The sequence below is a fragment of the Rhodococcus sp. Eu-32 genome, from assembly GCF_003336925.1.
GTDB lineage: Bacteria > Actinomycetota > Actinomycetes > Mycobacteriales > Mycobacteriaceae > Rhodococcoides > Rhodococcoides kyotonensis_B.
This window is the reverse complement of sequence record NZ_QGNK01000017.1, coordinates 1-15,569: the sequence shown is the minus strand read 5'-3', so window position 1 is coordinate 15,569 and position 15,569 is coordinate 1. Positions and strand designations below refer to the sequence as shown.

Below are 15,569 nucleotides of genomic sequence, written 5' to 3'. Positions count from 1 at the left end.
AATGAGCACAGAACACGCCGATATTTCCCGTGAACACTCCGCAGCGCTCCGCACGATGCTGCACGTGGCGATGCAAGTAAGTGAGCAGCTCACTCGCCGGCGAGAGCAGCGGATCCGTGACGCCGCGGCCGCCAGTAATCGCCGCGCACGCGAACTCGACACCCGCCTCCGCGCCGAACAGACCTCCGCCGAGACGGCGCTGCGAGCAGTGCACCGAGACCGCTGGTGGAGCGCCGCGCAGCCGGAGCAGATCACCGAACAGATGCGCCTCGCGCACACCTGGAAAGACCGATCCCCCGCCGCGGCCGAAGCAGCCACTGTCATCGACGAACAACTACGCACCCGCTACGCGATCACCCGCAGCCGCGAGAACCTGGACATGATCGCCGTCAGCGCAGCCGTGCAGCGCGACATCTCCATCCAACAGCGACGCGAGGCCGCCGCCGCGCAGTACACCACCGACGGATTCACCGTCCTGGACGAGCAGCCACGCGGACCGGGCTTCGTCGCCGCCCGGTTCCTCCGCACCGGAGCCGCGTTCGACCATCCGGTCACCGACGACGTCATGCGCCGCGATCCGGACAAGTGGGCTGTACACCTGACTTACTCCCCCAGCAGCGATACCTACCTGCCGACGTACTACTGCACGAACGCCGACGCCCTGCCCTACCTGAGCTACGAGCACCCCACCACCGAGCGCCAGTTCGACGAGATCTACCTCGACAGCGCCCCCGCCGACCGGCTCGCGGACCTGCACTACACCGCCGCCGACTACGCGAAAGACAACGTGCGCGAGCGGATCCAGGAACGCTTCGGCGTCGACGCGGCCACGATCGACGCCGGTGCCCGGACCGCGCCGCTCGGCGTCATCCTCGACCGCGTCGAACAGGCCCGCAGCAACCCCGCCGCAGCGCAGACCGAAGCCGCAGCCGTCGACCGCGCAGCAGTGATCTCCGACGTCATCGATCCCGCCGGCGAACTCGACCGCGACCAGCTCGCCGCCGCCTGGCAGTGGCACACCTCAACCAACCCCCGCACCGCTGAACACCAGCTCTACGGCGGCACGGCAGGCTCCCGCGACGGGGACGCGTTCGACCACTACCTCACCCACGTCGCCGCCGACTGGGCCCGCGAACACCAACCCGAACTCCTCACCGACGGCGAGCCCGGAGAGCGCCGAGAAGCGATCGCACAAGCGTGGATCGAGAACACCGGCAGTGACTATCCCCGCCTGGATCCCGATGCCACGCGGGCGGTCCTGGGCCCGATACCGCCGCTCACGCACACCGATCTCGATACGGTGCTCGACTGGGGCGCGCAGCATGTGCCCCGCGACTTCGAGCGCTACGCGAAGTACACCGGCACAGACCAGACGACCGCCGAGAACGAGATCCGGTTACGGTTCGACGTCGCTCACGCACGCGCGTGGGCCAACGATCACGCACCCGCCCTCGCAGCGAGCTACGCGCAAGCTGAGGCATCACCGGACCGCGCCGCCTACCTCACTACCCGCGGGGAACTGATCGACGCCTGGAACCATGCCCAGCGTCCGATCGGGGCCGAGCTCGCGGCAGAACCCGAACAGACCCGGCCCACCGGCGAGACGGCATCCGAACAGGTCGTCGCCACCGCGACGCAACCGGCGTACGACAGCATCGAACGCCGCGACAACGACACCGCTGCGCTCCGCAGAGCAGGCGTCGGTGCCGACGCCATCAACGCCCACCGGCTCACCGACCTCAGCAACGCCAAACCCGTCACCGACATCGACTTCGGTACACCGTCTGGAGCAAAAGCCAGCAAAGGCGACCGATCCGGCAGCAAGAACACCAGCCGTGACAGGGGCAGCCGATAACAAAGGCGGAAACACTGCACCCATAAACGATCCGAACAGTCCTTTGTCTAACTGCTCTTCATCAGGGAGGCCGACCAAGGGGCTAATGTCCCCCGGGCTCTTCCTTCGGAACTCCCGAACGCGGACGTCCGTAGCGCCCGTAGTTATAGGTGCCGTACTCCCATAGTTCAGGTGGGGGTACGGCAAGCTTTTTGTGAGCTTGTTCGACTGGTGTCGGCTTACGAATAGTGACTCTAGGACGTCTCTTTTTGCCTACCCATGCCGAGAGTCGTGCATGTCCGCCGTCAGAAAGCGTTATTGCGTCTACGACCTGCCAAGACACGATCGCGTTCGGATCGAGCCGTAACGGCAACGTGGGTCCGTGCGTCGGTACGAGCAGCGTCTCCGTGAACCTGATGCGGCCGTCATAGTGATGGTCGGTCTGCTGGATCAACTCAAGTTGGTGGACGGTGATAGCAGTACGTCCACGATTTTCTGCCTCCACCAGGAGTGTCCACGACGTATAAGGTTCATCGCGATACGCCTCCAACGCCGACGTATCAATGGCGATAGCCCGCAGCCGAACTCTCGCACCCGACCGCCGAAAGACAGTCAGTGTCACAAGTAGCGCAATGAGGGCAATCAATACTGAGACGGCGGCCGCGACCGTACCGTACGTTGTTACATCCCACATTTCGTACCGTCCTCTGCGGGCTTATGACCAGATGGGTAGGCGACGTCGACTACCGCGACTAGTCTCCTTGTCAGTGATGTTCTCACCCCTACAGTGCGGATCAACGGTCAACGTGAACCGGACCGACATATGCGAACCACAAAGCATGCACCACCCCGGCTTCAATGAAGCAGCCGTCTTTTCATCAGTTGCAGGATCAGCAAACGGCTAGCGTTCGTGTCCTCGCCGGTCCGAATCACGCGACACAGCATCGGACGACGCTGTTGTTTCTTGAGGGCTCGGCTTTTCTCTCCACTGTTCCTCAAGACCTTGCGTAGCGATGTCGGTAGTCCGCTGAACCTTCCGCTCTTCCTCCGTTAATTTCCGATACACCACGTGAACACTATCCCCGCGCGCCGCGGATCTAGCCTGCTCGTCTGTGCCTCCGATGAGCTTCGACATTCGTAATGCTTCGACGATCTCGGGATCCAAGTCCGTATCCGTCGACGTCGGCCGTGCGGCAGCAGCCGTTCGCGATTCACCGCGCACCAGACGTGAAATCCGGAGCGCGTCCACGACGTCCGGGGACAACTCTTCAGCGGCTGCGTATTCACCGTGAAAGCGCGGCACAGCGGTACGTTCCTGCGGCTCCATCAGCGCTGTCGATGCACTAGAGAAAGTCTGCTCACGCAAGGGGAACCGAGTGGACAGGTCTGCGTGCAGTGTCTCGAGCTCACTGCTGCGCAACGCTACGAGCTCGTCTGCGCGTGCGAGGTCGCCGGCCGCCCGGCGTGCATCAGCGATCGCGTCCATCGTGCGCATCAACTGGCGCAACAGGAGTACTTGGCTTGCACCGGAACTCTGGATCTGCACCTGCATGAGAATCAGCGCTGCACCGCCGCCGCTGAGCCGCTTGTCGACCCGGGGTGCGCGTTGGTGCGCGGGAACCTGCGCCGCATGCGCCAGCGTCCGTGATGCGGCCGCCAACGGGCCCGGTGTCGCCTCGACACGGGTCGACCATGCAGCGAAAACACCCGACGTGCGGCCGGCGGCACGTGCCCATTGCGCGTGATCGTCGACCGGAATCGAGGCGAGGTAGGTGTTCCATTTCTCGATGTCCTGCGCGGCCCGGGCCACGAGCTCCGGATCGATGTGTGCGCGTTCGCGGCCGTTCCTGACTGTCACCGCCGCACCGCGGCGGGAGGCGTTCCACTCGCTCACGGCCGTTGTGCGTGCGTCCGCGCTCTGGTCCCACTCGTCCCGCAACCGGGGCAGTGTCAGATCCTTCGCGAGACGGCCGCCTCCGAACCACACCGGTTTGATTCCTGCTGCGCGTTGGGCTTTCGTCGGTGCCGCCCCGACCGAGTAGCCGACCACTCCTGCATCGGTGCTGCCCTTGTCGTATCGCGGGCGCACCAGCAGGCCGCTACTGCGTAGTCGGCGCACGAACTCTGCTTCGGTCTTCGATGCTGTTGCCGCTGCCCGGACCGTCCGTTCGAGGCTCACCCGCACCGGTTCCGCGAGACCGTCGCGCTTCGCTTTCTCCGACTCGCCGGGCTTGAGACCGCGGGTGCCCTTGTCCATCTCGCGGGAGGTCAGGATCACCAACCCGTAGCGGTGTTCGAGGGTGTTGCACGCCTGATGGGCACGCTTGTAATCGTTGAACGTGTTGACCTTCGTACCGTCCTCGCGGACAGCGGAGGCCGCGATGTGGATGTGGTCGCCGCCGGCTTTGGTTTTGCCGTGCCGGATCGCTACCCAGCGTGCCGGTGCGCGCGGTGAGTCTGGGTCGTCGAAGTCCATCTCCTTCATGAAGTCCGCTGCGATCGCCGCCCACTTCTCATCCGACAGCTCGCCCTCGTCCGGGTTCAGCGACAGCGAGCAATGCCACACGTTCTGATCCGAGGTCGCATCGGCCAGCGCGACAGACCGGGACGCACCGTTGTCGAGCGCGGCCGCCATCGCGCGCTTGTTCGTCACCGCCACCTCGGTACCGAACACCACGCGCGCTGTATCGAGCTTGCCCGCCAATTCGATTGCGTCGTCGTGAGACAACTTCCCCGACGGTGCCGCGAACATGATGGCTTCGTGGCCGGCGACCACGTGCGGGTTCTCGTGCTCGTTCGACTTGCCCGGACCGGCGAGATACACCACCAGTCCGGTCATCTTCGCGCCGCGCGTGATGTTCGGAATCAATGCCCGACCAGATCCCGGGGTAGGCGCTCGATCCGATCGAACACCCGACGTACCGCGTCGACGGCCGCAGCTGTTTCTTGGGGCACTTCACACGTCGCGTTCGCGACTTTGGCGAGCTGATTGAGGTTGCGACCGACGGCAGCGATGAGCTTGGTGACCGCGAACAATTCCGTCAGATCCTCACGCGACACCGATGCACGCGGAGCCTTGAGTGCCGAGTCCGCGAGCAGCCGCGCCACCGTCACACCCTGCACCCGCGCAGCAGCCTGCACTGCGAGCTCTTGCTCGTCTGTCAACTTCACGACATGGCGGTGGATCCGGCCGCCGACGACGTTCGACTGACGGGTGCGTAGCCACCTCGACTTCGTCTGCCCCGTCTCACTCATCACCCGCTCCTCACGTCCTCGAACGTCCATTCGGCCCAGCGCAGCGACCCCACACCTGGGAACCCACACGAGCCAGTGTGGCAGGTGCGCGCCGAAATCGCCAGATTTAGGGCACCCAAGTAATAGCTTGCTCCGCCCGGGGCACGACGGTGGCACGCGGAGCCTGCGGAGTGGGTCACCTTAGAGACGCCAGGACGAGCGCAGCGAGTTCCGCCACACATCACAAGCTGGGGCCCACCGTAAAATGGAACAAAGCGCCAAAACGGAAGGGGCAAAGTGGAGGTTGATTGGCCGCGACTGGGGCGCGACAAGTTCGACTATGTCGTCGAAGCGCTCGTGCGTAGGCAGTGGGACGGCCTAGCAAATGTGACGATCCCCGACGGCCGCGGAGGCGACGAAGGCATCGACATCGAGGTCCGACGCGGTGACCATCTCAGCATCTACCAGCTCAAGTTCTTTGAGGACGGTTTTTCCGGTGATCGCAAGACGACACGGCGTCGACAGATCAGGAACTCATACATCCGCGCAACCGCACTACAACCGGACAAATGGTTGCTGGTAGTACCGACGAAGCTCACCCCCGGTGAACGTCAGTTCGTCGAGGACTTGCAAGAGCAGGGAGGGCCCGAAGTAGTCGTCTTCGATCGGGTCGAACTCAACAACTTGATGATCAACTTCCCCGACGTCTACAACTACCTCGGCCGCGATCAGATGGAGGCCAACGCCGTTCTCTTCGGCCGCGAAACCGACTCCCTTTTCAACGGCATTGCCGACCTATCCGAGCGAACCCTTGCCCTCGGTCGCTTGGCGGACAGCAGTGTCGATCCGTACTGGGGTATCGACTTCACGCGCACAGACGGAGTGTTCAGTTACGAACTAGCGCCGAAAACGGCTGATTCCCACACCAAGAGTCCCATCCGATTCACGGTCACAACCCGGTTCGGGCCGGAGCAAGCCGAACTTGCCAAAGCATTGCGCGCCACCATCGACTTTGGATCATCCGATCCCGTGCTTCTCCCCGCCGACGTCGTGCACAGCCTGAAAATCGACGGCCCAGATTTCATCGCCGGCACAGAAACCAACGTGAGCGTCCAGTTGAACCCGCACAGTTCAAGCCCACATATCGGCGCAAGTGTCCAGTTCCAGTTCGACGACGAGGAAGGCAACAACCGTGGACGGTACGAAGGCACCGTCACGCACATCGGCAACGGGGGAATCGGCGGCGCACTCGAGGTCGACTTTTTCAACGGCCACCACACCGTCCGCATCCTCCACGCATTTACAGACACCACCGAACCCATAGAGGTGACAAGCAAATTCCATCTGCGGAAAATAAGTCCGTCCGACGCAGTAGGCGTGATCGACATCGCGTACCTACTTCGAGCACCCGCAGGCACCCTGAAGGTGTTCTTTGAAGACGACTTTCTGATGTCGATGACTCACGATTCACCGACAACCCGCATTGATCCGGATCTCGAAATCATCAGATCCATCGCCGACGACCTCGCAGTGGTACAACGACACTGCAAGCAGGTATTCAATCTGCCGGACACCGTCACAGCGAAGGAACGGATAGACCTTCGAGTAGCACGCTTACTCGTAGACGGCCACGCGGTGGAGAGCCCCGATCTCAGCCGAATCACGCTTACCCTCAACGGTGACGACACACCCGAACTCCGCGATGCATTGACTGGTGCTAGACAGTCACTTCGCCTTGAAGGCACGTCGTACGAATTCAGCATCGGCCGAAAGAAATTGGACGTGGGACAGGTGTTCATCTCGGATCCAGAGACATACGTGATCGATCCATCCCCGGCACTGGAAGCCCTCGACAAAAACGAAGCCGAGGACACCAAAATTGAACTCGCCCCCGGAACCACCCGCTACTTTCGATGCATCCTCGCTACCAAAGAAGAACCCGCCCTGTTTCGAGACCCACCCACCCCATGGAACCTCCCAGGGATCGATCAACCTCTAACGCCAATCGATCGTTCGAAGCCCTAGCCACCCACCACCAAGGAGCTACGCCTTTATCAAGCAAAGGCATCGAGGTCGAGTGCGATCTCGACGCCGTCTTTCTCGACGACGATCTTCGGGTGCACAGCACCGGTAGCGGCGAGGTACTGCCGCAGCGTCGACAGCAGTAGGTCGTCGCGGCTTTCGATCCGCGACACCGCACCCTGGTTCGTTCCGAGCAGTTCGGCCATCTCCACCTGTGTGAGGTTGCCGGCCTTGCGGATATCGGCAAGACCTTCGGCGTGGACGCGGTTCATCGCTTCGCGTTCGGCCGCGAACTCTGCCACCGCCTCCGCGATCTCAGGCTTGGTGCGGAGTTGTTCGATCCGCTCGTTGGCGCGCCGGAACGTCTTCTTCTCGCTCATCACTGCTCTCCTTCTGTCTCACGGATCCACCGCTCGATCGCGACGTCGGCCCTCGCGCCGACACCGTCGTAGAACACATCCCCCATCCGCGCCTTGTCGGTCGCGAACAGCGCCACCACCACGGTCGTGCTGCCGGGTGGGAACCAGCAGATCAACCGCAGCGCGATCTGCGCGTCGAACGGATGCGCGGTCCGCCACACCGGAAATTTCTTCGACTGCCGCACCCGTTTGAGATCGAGCCGATCCTCGGCCGGCGGGCCGTCGAGCTCGCGGAGTTGCACCAACGCATCAGTGACCCGGGCCAGCATCCGCACCGACGCGGCATCGCCCGCGTCGGCTTTCGCCTCGACACGATCGAGCCAGTCGAAGAACTCTTCCGGTGCATCAACATCCACCACGTGAGTATACCGCCCAAGGCATATACCGTACAAGGTATATGCGCGGTGAGGTGTGTGCATCGGACGGCCGAATTCGATAGCGTGGTCACCGGATTCGGACGTCATGCGGGACGCCCGAGGCCGCGACAGATACAGCACCCACCACGCCTCTACTGGCGTCGGTGGTGTGTTTCCTTCGTAGCCTCGAAAGGCCCTGCCATCATGAGCACTGCTGCACTCGATCCGACTTCTGTCCGCGCCGCCGCCCAGGCCGCGTTGGCGAACCGTCTGGACTACATCGACCGCATCGTCGATGCACAGAACACCCGCGCTGAGGCCGCTGAGAGACTCGCCGCCGCAGCCGAAGCGGAGAAGAACGCTGCCGCCGCCGAAACCGCTGCGATCAAGGCCGCACTCGACAGCGGATGGAGCGCAGCCGAACTACGCACCGCAGGCCTGAAAGTGCCCACCAGCCTGGTGAAGAAGACAGCAGCAACCGCCGCCGGCAAGACTGCCGCGCCGCGCAAACCTCGCATCCCGCGCCCGAGCACCGATACCGGCGCAACGGTCAGCGTCAACACCGACAATCCCGCCGGCGGTGACGATTCGCCTCCTGGCAGCGGCGATGGCCACGACACGGCCGAGAACCCGGGTGCACGCGAGTTCGCGCAGGCACGGTGAACCAGACGATGACCACCGAACCCGCTGATTCCGCTACCGATCCTGTTGCCGACACGGGCGACGGACATTTCGCCGTACCGCCGCGGCATCCACACCGATCGGCACTGCTCGGTGTCGAGATCGCCGCGTTGGATCAGCACGGCGATCCGGGGTTCGTGCATACGCGTGGCTACTTCTACACCCACACCACCGCGGCCCGGTTCGCGGTGACGCAGGCTGACGCGGTGACCGCGCTGCGGGAGGTCGACGAGGTCGCGGTGACGATCACCAGGCAGGGTGAGGGCTACACCGACACCGATGTTCTTGTGGTCGGTTCGGCCGGCGAGATTGCGTGCGCGTTGGCGGTGATTCCGGAGTACATCGCGGGTGTGCGCGGCGCGGAGTTGCCGGCCCCGGACTATGTGCAGTCGGCGGTCGCGGTGGTCACTGCTGCGTGGCCACCGCTTCCTGCAAGCTACTGCCCCGACGATGCGCTCGAAGTTCATGTGCGGTCGGTGCGGCCGGATCCGTTACCGGAGTCGCGTGTCGTGCTCGGTGATTACCCCGAGGTCCTGGCGAGCGAGGTTGCGGGTGAACTGGTCGAAGCGTTGATTGCGGCGGCGCCGGACCGGATCGAGGGTGCGATCAACGAGGTGTACGTACGCTCGCTGCTGGTCGTCGCTCACAGTGTGGGCCTGTCGGACACCGATACGGCCGCGGTTGAGCGGTACGAGAAGATCACCCGGCTGCGGGCCAATGTTGCCGGGTTGGATCCGGTCAGCGATGCCAGCGAGATCGCCCTGTTGAATGCGCAGCTGGAGCCGCTGTTGGCGGCAAGTCGCCGCGCGGCCGGGTCCGTGGACGGTGCCGCATGACCGCCGAATCGGCCGGCGGTTTGTCGTAAGTCGATCTGGCGGAGGTGGCGGTCCTCGCCGAGCTGTCGTCGCCGGAGGCGGTGGCGGCGTTCGAATTGCTGCGGGCCTCGCTGCAACTCGACACGGTGCCGCGGTTCGTGGAGTTGTTGGCGACGATCAACAGGTTGTCGGGTCCGGATTTCGCGGTGCGGGCATCGCTGGAATTGCTCGACGCGGTCCGCGATTCCGACGATCTCGATCTGGTCGAGTTGTTCGCGCCGTCGATCGACGATCCGATCGGTGCACTCTCTCTCGCGCAACTGCTGCGGACGTATCAGGGCTTCGTCGACTGACAGAACGAGCCAGCGCACTGAAGTGAGCGCCTGCCCCACAGTTGTCGTGGGGCAGGCGCTCACCTGTAGGTGCTTGGCCCGGCGACAGCATCCGGCGGCGCTGATGGGGCCGTGTGGTCGCGTGTTAGCGTCGGCGGATCGTCCAGGGCTGGTTCCTTCACGTGCCTCGGCCCTGGACGGTGTCGGCGGCTATACGGCCGGCGCGGTGTGGGTGTGTGGCTGGTCGGTGACGTGGGCGAGTCGTGAGATGACCAGTAGTACGAGGTTGACCCCTGCCAGGAACGCCATCGCGAAGGTGATCCCCAAGCGTGCAGTCGGCGCCGAGGCGATGTAGGCGACGATGTATGCCGCTGCGAGGCAGAAGATCAGCGCGGTGACGAGGAAAATGGTGATCGACAGTGCGGTGCGGACTGTCGGTGTGATGGTCATGTGTTCGGTCCCCCCGTGGACGTGTCGAGCGATGTGGTTGTTCAGGTGCGCGGCCAGGCGTGCACGAGTTTCTGGGTGTCGCGGTGCAGCTCGTTGAGATTGGCGACGATGTAGGTGAGCCAGTTGGCGACGGTCGGCGGATTCGGCACGAGCGTCGACGGTCGGGCTTCTTGCTCCTCGGTGGTGAGGTCGTCGAAGTCGTCCGGATAGTCGGTCTCGTCGGCGACGACGACGGTGGCGATCGGGTTGTTGTCCGGGAATTCGTAGGTGATCGTGAATTCGATCCTGCGTTGCGTGGGATCGGTGAAGCCTGCCCCGAACAGCGGTCGGTTCCACTTTTCGCGGTCCCAGGTGATGACGCCGGAGTCGATGGCGAAGCCGAGGTACCAGTGCGGTTCGAGCCTTTTACCCGCGTCGCCATCGATGCCGATGATGTCGTCGGCGTTCCATGTGTCGGACGCGTCGAGTCGGTCGAGGTGCAGGGTGAGCAGATCCTCCGACGTCTCGCTGTTGCCGGCGGTTGCGGGGTCGGTGGTGCTCATGACTGAACAGTGTCCCATCTGCTGCGGATCGTGCCCTGCGCCGGTCATGCGTCGCGCTGGTCGCTGCGGGCGTGCGGGTTGCGGAATGTGTTGAGCCGGTGCAGTGCCGCGCGGCGCTGGCGGCCGAGCTGCACCATGTGCTCGAAGAGGTCTTCTTCGGGAAGTTCTTGGGAGGCGGTGAGGATGGCGGTGCCGGCGGTGTGGAAGCCACGCCGGTATGCCTGGGAGATGACGAGGTCGGCGTAGTGGGTGGCGGTGTGGCCGTCGGCGCCGGCGGTGACGATCCCGAGGAGTCGTTTGCGTAGGGGTCCGTCTTTGTCGCCGTCTGCTCCGGCACGCAGGAGCGCGCCGCCGACGCTGGCACCGTCGTGGGGTGTTCCGTCGTCGACGAGCTGGGCGATGACGGTGAACAGGCGCCGGTGGGCGGGGTCTTCGAAGTCGTCGGCGGTGAGGGTGGTGGTGATGCGGGCGATTTCGGTGGAGGTGAGTTCGCCTCGGTAGCTCCACATCAACGCGCACAGCAGCAGCGCTTCAGGGTCGAGCGCCGGGTCGTAGGCGGCCGCACTGTCGTCGTAGTCGGGTTCGACGGGCGCGAGGTCGGCGCGTGCGCACTCCCCTGCAGCTGCGGGGTCGTTGCCGTCTGCGGGTACTGCGCGGAGTGCGTTCATGGCGGGAGCTTTCCGTGTCGACGGGCGGTCTGTCAGGCCGCGGGCAGCGGACCGGGGCTTGCACTGTTTGCGTTCGGTGTGGGCTGACGCGACTGGTGTTCGGTCTGCGTGTGGGTGGCGGTGAGTTCGGTTTCGAGCTGGCGGTCGATGTAGTCGGGATCGGGGTTGTAGACGGGCACGGTACGCATGGCGTGGGTTCCTTTCGGTCTGGTCGGTAGTGGGTCAGGCCGCGGCGAGGGCCTGCAGTCGGTCTTTGCGGAATCCGGACCAGTGGGTGTTCTCGTCGACGACCACGACCGGGGCCTGCTGGTAGCCCAGCTCGAGGACGTAGGTGCGCGCGGCGTCGTCTTCGGTGATGTCGACGGTTCGGTACTCGACACCGCGCGAGTCGAGTACCAGTTTCGTAGCCACGCACTGCGAGCATCTCGGCTTCGTATAGACGGTGATCGGCATGGGTGCCTCCATATCGGGTGTGCGGGATTGACTTCATTCTATCGAAAAACCGACTCGATTTCCATACTTATTCGACTACGTCGAACGCTCGAATATGTTGCTATCGTTGCCCTTTCGATCACTTCGCAGATACTTAATTGCTGCGAGCAGGGACGCCGTTCGGACTGTTCCCGGGTGGTCTGTCGGTGTTGCTCTGCCCCTCGTTCTTTCGCCGTCATCTGGCGCGTGAGGAGAGACGGCGACGCGCGGGCACGGCCGGTCAACGCCTGGGCCGAAACAGTTTTCGCGCTGGGAGCGGAGCGAGTGTGGTTGGCGGGAAAAGTGTTCGGAGCCTGTGGCCGGAGCGGAGCGACGCCAGGGGTTGATCCGGACGTGCACGGGTGGTGCATTCTCGCCGGTAGCCAGATGGTCGCAAGAACGAATTTTCTCTGTCGTGTGTGGCGGAGCGCAGCGGAGCTCGACAGTGCAGCGGAGCTCGACAGTGCAGCGGAGCTCGACGTTGAAGCGGATTCATGGTCCGGGTCCGGGTGTGGGTGGGCCGGTAGTGTGCCGGGTATGGAGCGATCGAACGTCGAGCACGTGTTGTCGAGAGCGGTGGTCAATGCCGAGGCGCCGCCGTCGGATCTGGCGCTGGACGCGATCGTTGCGGGGATCCCGGTCGACGAAACCCGTCCGCCGGCGGCCGACGTCGATGTGTCGTGGCGGGGGTCGGGTTTTCCTGTCTGAGCGCAGTTCTCGGTGAGCTGAGGTAGTGCCTGTCCGGCGGCCGCCAATCGGAAGCGCCTGGCATTCCGGTGGCGATGTCGGTGTGAGGGCTCGATGCCCGAAGCACCGGCCACCGCGCCGCGACCCGGCTGCCGGGCGCGGCCACCTCGTAGTGAGGGGCCGCGCCCGGGCTGGTGTCAGCGGTAGCTCTGGACGCGTCCGATGTGTTCGGCGACGTAGGCGGGGGTGATGGCGTCGGCGATGGTCGCGACGTCGCGGGGCGGCATTCCGGCGCCGATTGCCCTGGTCAAGAGCTGGGTGAAGCTGGGCACCGGCAGGCTGTGATCCTGGGCGACGGTTTCGACTTCCTCGATCGCGGCGTTCACTGCTGCACCGTCGCCGGTGCAGTACAGGAAGTATGCGGCAATGCTGAGGGCCTGCATTCGGGCCTGCCCTGACAGCCGGGCGGCGATGTAGGTGAAGACGTCGGCGGCGTCGGAGTGGCCGTGGACGGCCATGGCGAGGAATGCGTCGCGGACTTCGAGGTGGCCGGTGGCGAATGCGAGACCGACGCGCGCGGTGAGGTCGCGGCTGGGAATCTCGCGGGCGTGGATGACGGCGGCGAGCTCGTCGAACGTGACGGGGAGGAAGTCGTCGCCCATCGTGGCGGCTGCGGCGAGCGCGACGGATTCGGGGATCGCGGCGTCGGCGGGGGCGAATCGGGCTGCGATGTCGGCGCGACGTCCCACGATGGTGCGTCCCTCGATCGACTGGGCGATCGCGAGGTCGCTGGTGGCGGTGTCCCCGATGATGCCGTCGCGCCCGGTGTCGAGGTCGGTGTAGGCGGCTCCTGTGGTGAGGGTGTAGGTGTGCAGGGCGCGGGCGACGTCGATGCCTCGGGCGGTGAGTTCGGCGCGGTGGGCGTCGAGTCCTGCGAGGGCGGCGGCGGTGTCGGTGATGTCTGCGACGGCGATGAGCATGGCGCCGGTGACGGGGTGGCCGTCGACGGTTTGGCGGGCGAGTGCGGCTGCGACTTGTCCGGCTCCGGGTTCGGCGTCGCGGGCGTCGAGGCGGGCGGTGGCGGCGATGGTGTGGCGGCCTTGGTCGTCGGCGGCGACGGCGATCGTGATGACCGAGTTTTCGGGGGTGAATCCGAGGATTGCGGGGATCGCGGCGAGGGTGTCGGCGGCGGTGGCGAGGGAAATGCGGTGTTGCGTCATGATTGTCGTGCCTTTCGGTGTTGGTTGAATCGGGTTGTGAGGCTGTGGTTTTCGGTTAGGTGCGGAGTTCGCGGCGTGCGGTGCGGCGGTCGCGGCGGGCGCTGGCGCGTTTGACTTCGCGGCGGCGCTTGGGCTTGCCCTGCCGGTGGATGATGATGTCGATTTCGTCGGCGGTGGTGGGGTGTTGTGCGCGCATAGGGTGACCTCTCGTCGGGAGCCGGTGGCCGGACCTTCGCCCTGCCAATTTCTTTTGCCGTGGTGGCTGGGGAGAGATAGCAGCGCACGGGAACGGCGTCCGGCCCCTGGGACGTAAAAGTTTTCAGCCGCAGGCGTTTTGAAAAGTTTTCGGAGCCCGAAGGGCCGGAGCGCAGCGGAGTCAGGGGTTGGTAAGCCGGGCCCGGGTGATGCAAGCTCGCCAGAAGCCACCTACGTCAAAAGAAATTGATTCTTTTCGACGCTTTTGAGAGCGGAGCGCAGCGGAGTTCGATTCGGGGCGGCCCGTAGGGGCGCGTGTGGCCCGTCAGGGCCTGTCTGCGAACTGGGGTCAGTCCCGGTGGGACGCCGGCGCCGCCGTGAGCAGAGTGCTCGACGGCGGCGCGGTGTGGGGTACGGCTGTGAAAGTTATTGTGCGGGAGCGACGGAGGGTGACCGCGCTCGGCGTCGCGGTAGCGCTGGTGTTCTAGTTGTTGTTTGTTGCGGTGTCGGGTTCGGCGAAGATCGCGCGGACCTGGAGCAGCCCCACCCACAGCACGGGCGCGGCGAGGGCTGTCAGGATGATGCGAAAGACCCAGTGCGTGAGGTTGTGTGCATCGTCTAGCTGCATCCACGCCGCGACGAGACTGACGACGAAGCCTGCGAGCACGAGCAGCAGGCCGTAGGCCCTCGCTTTCCGCTTCATCTGGCCGGCCGTCATGGTGAGAGCACCGGCTGCGATTGCTGCGAACGCGATGATGAAAAGCATGTGTTCGATCCCCCCTTTGTTGCGGTGTTGATGGTTCAGTCGTGACCGTATCGGCGGTGGGCGTGTTGGGTGCGTGCTGTATTGATCTCGGAGAGGATTTGGGTCTCGATGGCGGCGCTGGCCCGGAAAGTGGCAGCGCCCATTCCGAGGATGAGCGCGAGGGTGGCGAGCATGCCTAGCCAGATTGCGAAGGCTGTGGACTGGTCGAGGCTGGTGATGAACGTCAGGGTCAGCGCGCCGAGGAGGATGAGTGTCCCGAGGACTGTCACGCAGATTCGGGTGATGGCTTGTTTGTGTTGGTATAGCTCGAGTGCGGATGCTCTGTAATTGTCTGCGCGTTCTTCGGTGTAGTCGCGCTGCATTTCTGCGAGGTGGTGTGCGTGTTGGCGGTTCAGTGTTGTCAGGTTCATTGGCTCCCCCGGCTGTGCGTAGGTGGTGGTCAGCGTGCGTTGTTGCTTGTGACGTGGGGTGCGATGACGATCGCGAGAAGGGCGAGGATGCCGGCGACTGCGACGGCGACGTTTCCGAGGAACAGGTAGAAGGTGATCGGCTCGCCCACTGGCGGGGGGTATGCAACGCCTGGGTTCGGTGTGTGGGTGGTGTAGGTCAGTCCGATTGCTGTGGTGATTGCGAGCCAGAGAGCGATGTGAAGTACCCCAGGTTTTGTTCCTATGCGGTTACGAGGGCCGGGGTGGCCGACTCGCTGGGTTGTGAGATGTCGATCAGGGTGGTCTCGTATTCAGCCGGGGGCATGTAACCGAGCGCTTCGTGCAGACGCTGATGGTTGTACCACCACACGTATTCGAGCGTCGCGAACTCGACGTCGTCGACCGTTCGCCACGGTCCACGCCGGCGGATCAGCTCGGTCTTGTAGCTC

Annotated in this window: 20 protein-coding genes; 6 read left to right on the top strand and 14 right to left on the bottom strand. The window is 64.4% G+C overall.

From position 1 onward, the window contains the following. The first annotated feature begins 1 nt into the window (after position 1). Positions 2-1,855, top strand: coding sequence for a hypothetical protein (locus DK926_RS19395; RefSeq protein ID WP_125833426.1), 1,854 nt, complete (start codon positions 2-4; stop codon positions 1,853-1,855). 880 nt (positions 1,856-2,735) lie between these two features. Here DK926_RS19395 and DK926_RS19390 read toward each other — a convergent pair. Both DK926_RS19390 and mobC read right to left on the bottom strand, forming a co-directional pair. Then, positions 2,736-4,703, bottom strand: coding sequence for a relaxase/mobilization nuclease domain-containing protein (locus tag DK926_RS19390; protein WP_114331776.1), 1,968 nt, complete (start codon positions 4,701-4,703; stop codon positions 2,736-2,738). After that, complete coding sequence (gene mobC, locus DK926_RS19385) at positions 4,700-5,089, bottom strand: plasmid mobilization relaxosome protein MobC (RefSeq protein ID WP_165839621.1); 390 nt, start codon at positions 5,087-5,089, stop codon at positions 4,700-4,702. Before mobC ends, DK926_RS19390 begins: the two co-directional genes overlap by 4 nt. 276 nt (positions 5,090-5,365) lie before the next feature. Here mobC and DK926_RS19380 point away from each other — a divergent pair, with 276 nt between their 5' ends. Next, positions 5,366-7,093, top strand: coding sequence for a hypothetical protein (locus DK926_RS19380; protein WP_114331774.1), 1,728 nt, complete (start codon positions 5,366-5,368; stop codon positions 7,091-7,093). A 29-nt stretch (positions 7,094-7,122) separates the two neighbouring features. On the opposite strand, the gene DK926_RS19375 is transcribed toward DK926_RS19380, so the two are convergent. Next, complete coding sequence (locus DK926_RS19375) at positions 7,123-7,470, bottom strand: helix-turn-helix transcriptional regulator (RefSeq protein ID WP_114331773.1); 348 nt, start codon at positions 7,468-7,470, stop codon at positions 7,123-7,125. Beyond that, positions 7,470-7,865, bottom strand: coding sequence for a hypothetical protein (locus DK926_RS19370; protein ID WP_165839620.1), 396 nt, complete (start codon positions 7,863-7,865; stop codon positions 7,470-7,472). The genes DK926_RS19375 and DK926_RS19370 overlap by 1 nt, the downstream gene beginning before the upstream one ends. Before the next feature lie 204 nt (positions 7,866-8,069). On the opposite strand from DK926_RS19370, the gene DK926_RS19365 reads away from it, so the two are divergent. Genes DK926_RS19365 through DK926_RS19355 form a run of 3 tightly spaced genes read left to right on the top strand, consistent with a single transcriptional unit; the run spans position 8,070 to position 9,714 of the window. Then, entirely contained in the window at positions 8,070-8,528 is a 459-nt protein-coding gene (locus DK926_RS19365; protein ID WP_114331771.1) for a hypothetical protein, read from the top strand. Between the two features lie 8 nt (positions 8,529-8,536). Then, a complete protein-coding gene (locus DK926_RS19360) occupies positions 8,537-9,382 on the top strand; it encodes a methyltransferase (protein WP_125833425.1) in 846 nt (281 codons plus the stop codon). 44 nt (positions 9,383-9,426) lie between these two features. Then, positions 9,427-9,714, top strand: a complete 288-nt coding sequence (locus DK926_RS19355; RefSeq protein WP_243636907.1) for a hypothetical protein — start codon at positions 9,427-9,429, stop codon at positions 9,712-9,714. Positions 9,715-9,903: 189 nt separating this feature from the next. Here DK926_RS19355 and DK926_RS19350 read toward each other — a convergent pair whose 3' ends face one another. From DK926_RS19350 to nrdH, 5 genes are read right to left on the bottom strand one after another with little or no spacing between them, the layout of a single operon-like run. Then, complete coding sequence (locus tag DK926_RS19350; protein WP_114331769.1) at positions 9,904-10,143, bottom strand: hypothetical protein; 240 nt, start codon at positions 10,141-10,143, stop codon at positions 9,904-9,906. 41 nt (positions 10,144-10,184) lie between these two features. Then, entirely contained in the window at positions 10,185-10,685 is a 501-nt protein-coding gene (locus tag DK926_RS19345; RefSeq protein ID WP_114331768.1) for a hypothetical protein, read from the bottom strand. A gap of 44 nt (positions 10,686-10,729) precedes the next feature. Continuing rightward, positions 10,730-11,353: a DnaB-like helicase N-terminal domain-containing protein gene (locus tag DK926_RS19340; RefSeq protein WP_114331767.1), complete on the bottom strand. Its 624-nt coding sequence runs from the start codon at positions 11,351-11,353 to the stop codon at positions 10,730-10,732. Between the two features lie 32 nt (positions 11,354-11,385). Next, the gene (locus DK926_RS26740; RefSeq protein ID WP_165839619.1) at positions 11,386-11,541 is read right to left on the bottom strand and encodes a hypothetical protein; all 156 of its coding nucleotides are present in this window, start codon (positions 11,539-11,541) and stop codon (positions 11,386-11,388) included. Positions 11,542-11,575: 34 nt separating this feature from the next. Continuing rightward, on the bottom strand, positions 11,576-11,806 hold the full coding sequence (gene nrdH / locus DK926_RS19335) for a glutaredoxin-like protein NrdH (protein WP_075838704.1): 231 nt from the start codon (positions 11,804-11,806) through the stop codon (positions 11,576-11,578). A gap of 555 nt (positions 11,807-12,361) precedes the next feature. Between nrdH and DK926_RS26735 the strand changes: the two genes are divergently transcribed. Continuing rightward, positions 12,362-12,532, top strand: a complete 171-nt coding sequence (locus DK926_RS26735; RefSeq protein WP_165839618.1) for a hypothetical protein — start codon at positions 12,362-12,364, stop codon at positions 12,530-12,532. Positions 12,533-12,708: 176 nt separating this feature from the next. Here the strand turns inward: DK926_RS26735 and DK926_RS19325 are convergent, their stop codons facing one another. The 5 genes from DK926_RS19325 to DK926_RS19310 all read right to left on the bottom strand — a co-directional run. Beyond that, positions 12,709-13,731, bottom strand: coding sequence for a DUF4192 domain-containing protein (locus DK926_RS19325; protein WP_114331765.1), 1,023 nt, complete (start codon positions 13,729-13,731; stop codon positions 12,709-12,711). A 55-nt stretch (positions 13,732-13,786) separates the two neighbouring features. Further along, the gene (locus DK926_RS26730) at positions 13,787-13,927 is read right to left on the bottom strand and encodes a hypothetical protein (RefSeq protein WP_165839617.1); all 141 of its coding nucleotides are present in this window, start codon (positions 13,925-13,927) and stop codon (positions 13,787-13,789) included. Between the two features lie 483 nt (positions 13,928-14,410). Continuing rightward, positions 14,411-14,692, bottom strand: a complete 282-nt coding sequence (locus DK926_RS19320; RefSeq protein WP_114331764.1) for a hypothetical protein — start codon at positions 14,690-14,692, stop codon at positions 14,411-14,413. Between the two features lie 35 nt (positions 14,693-14,727). Next, positions 14,728-15,102, bottom strand: coding sequence for a hypothetical protein (locus DK926_RS19315; protein WP_114331763.1), 375 nt, complete (start codon positions 15,100-15,102; stop codon positions 14,728-14,730). 259 nt (positions 15,103-15,361) lie between these two features. Next, positions 15,362-15,569 (bottom strand): IS3 family transposase (locus DK926_RS19310; RefSeq protein WP_243636906.1); only part of this gene is annotated, 208 nt, incomplete at its 5' end.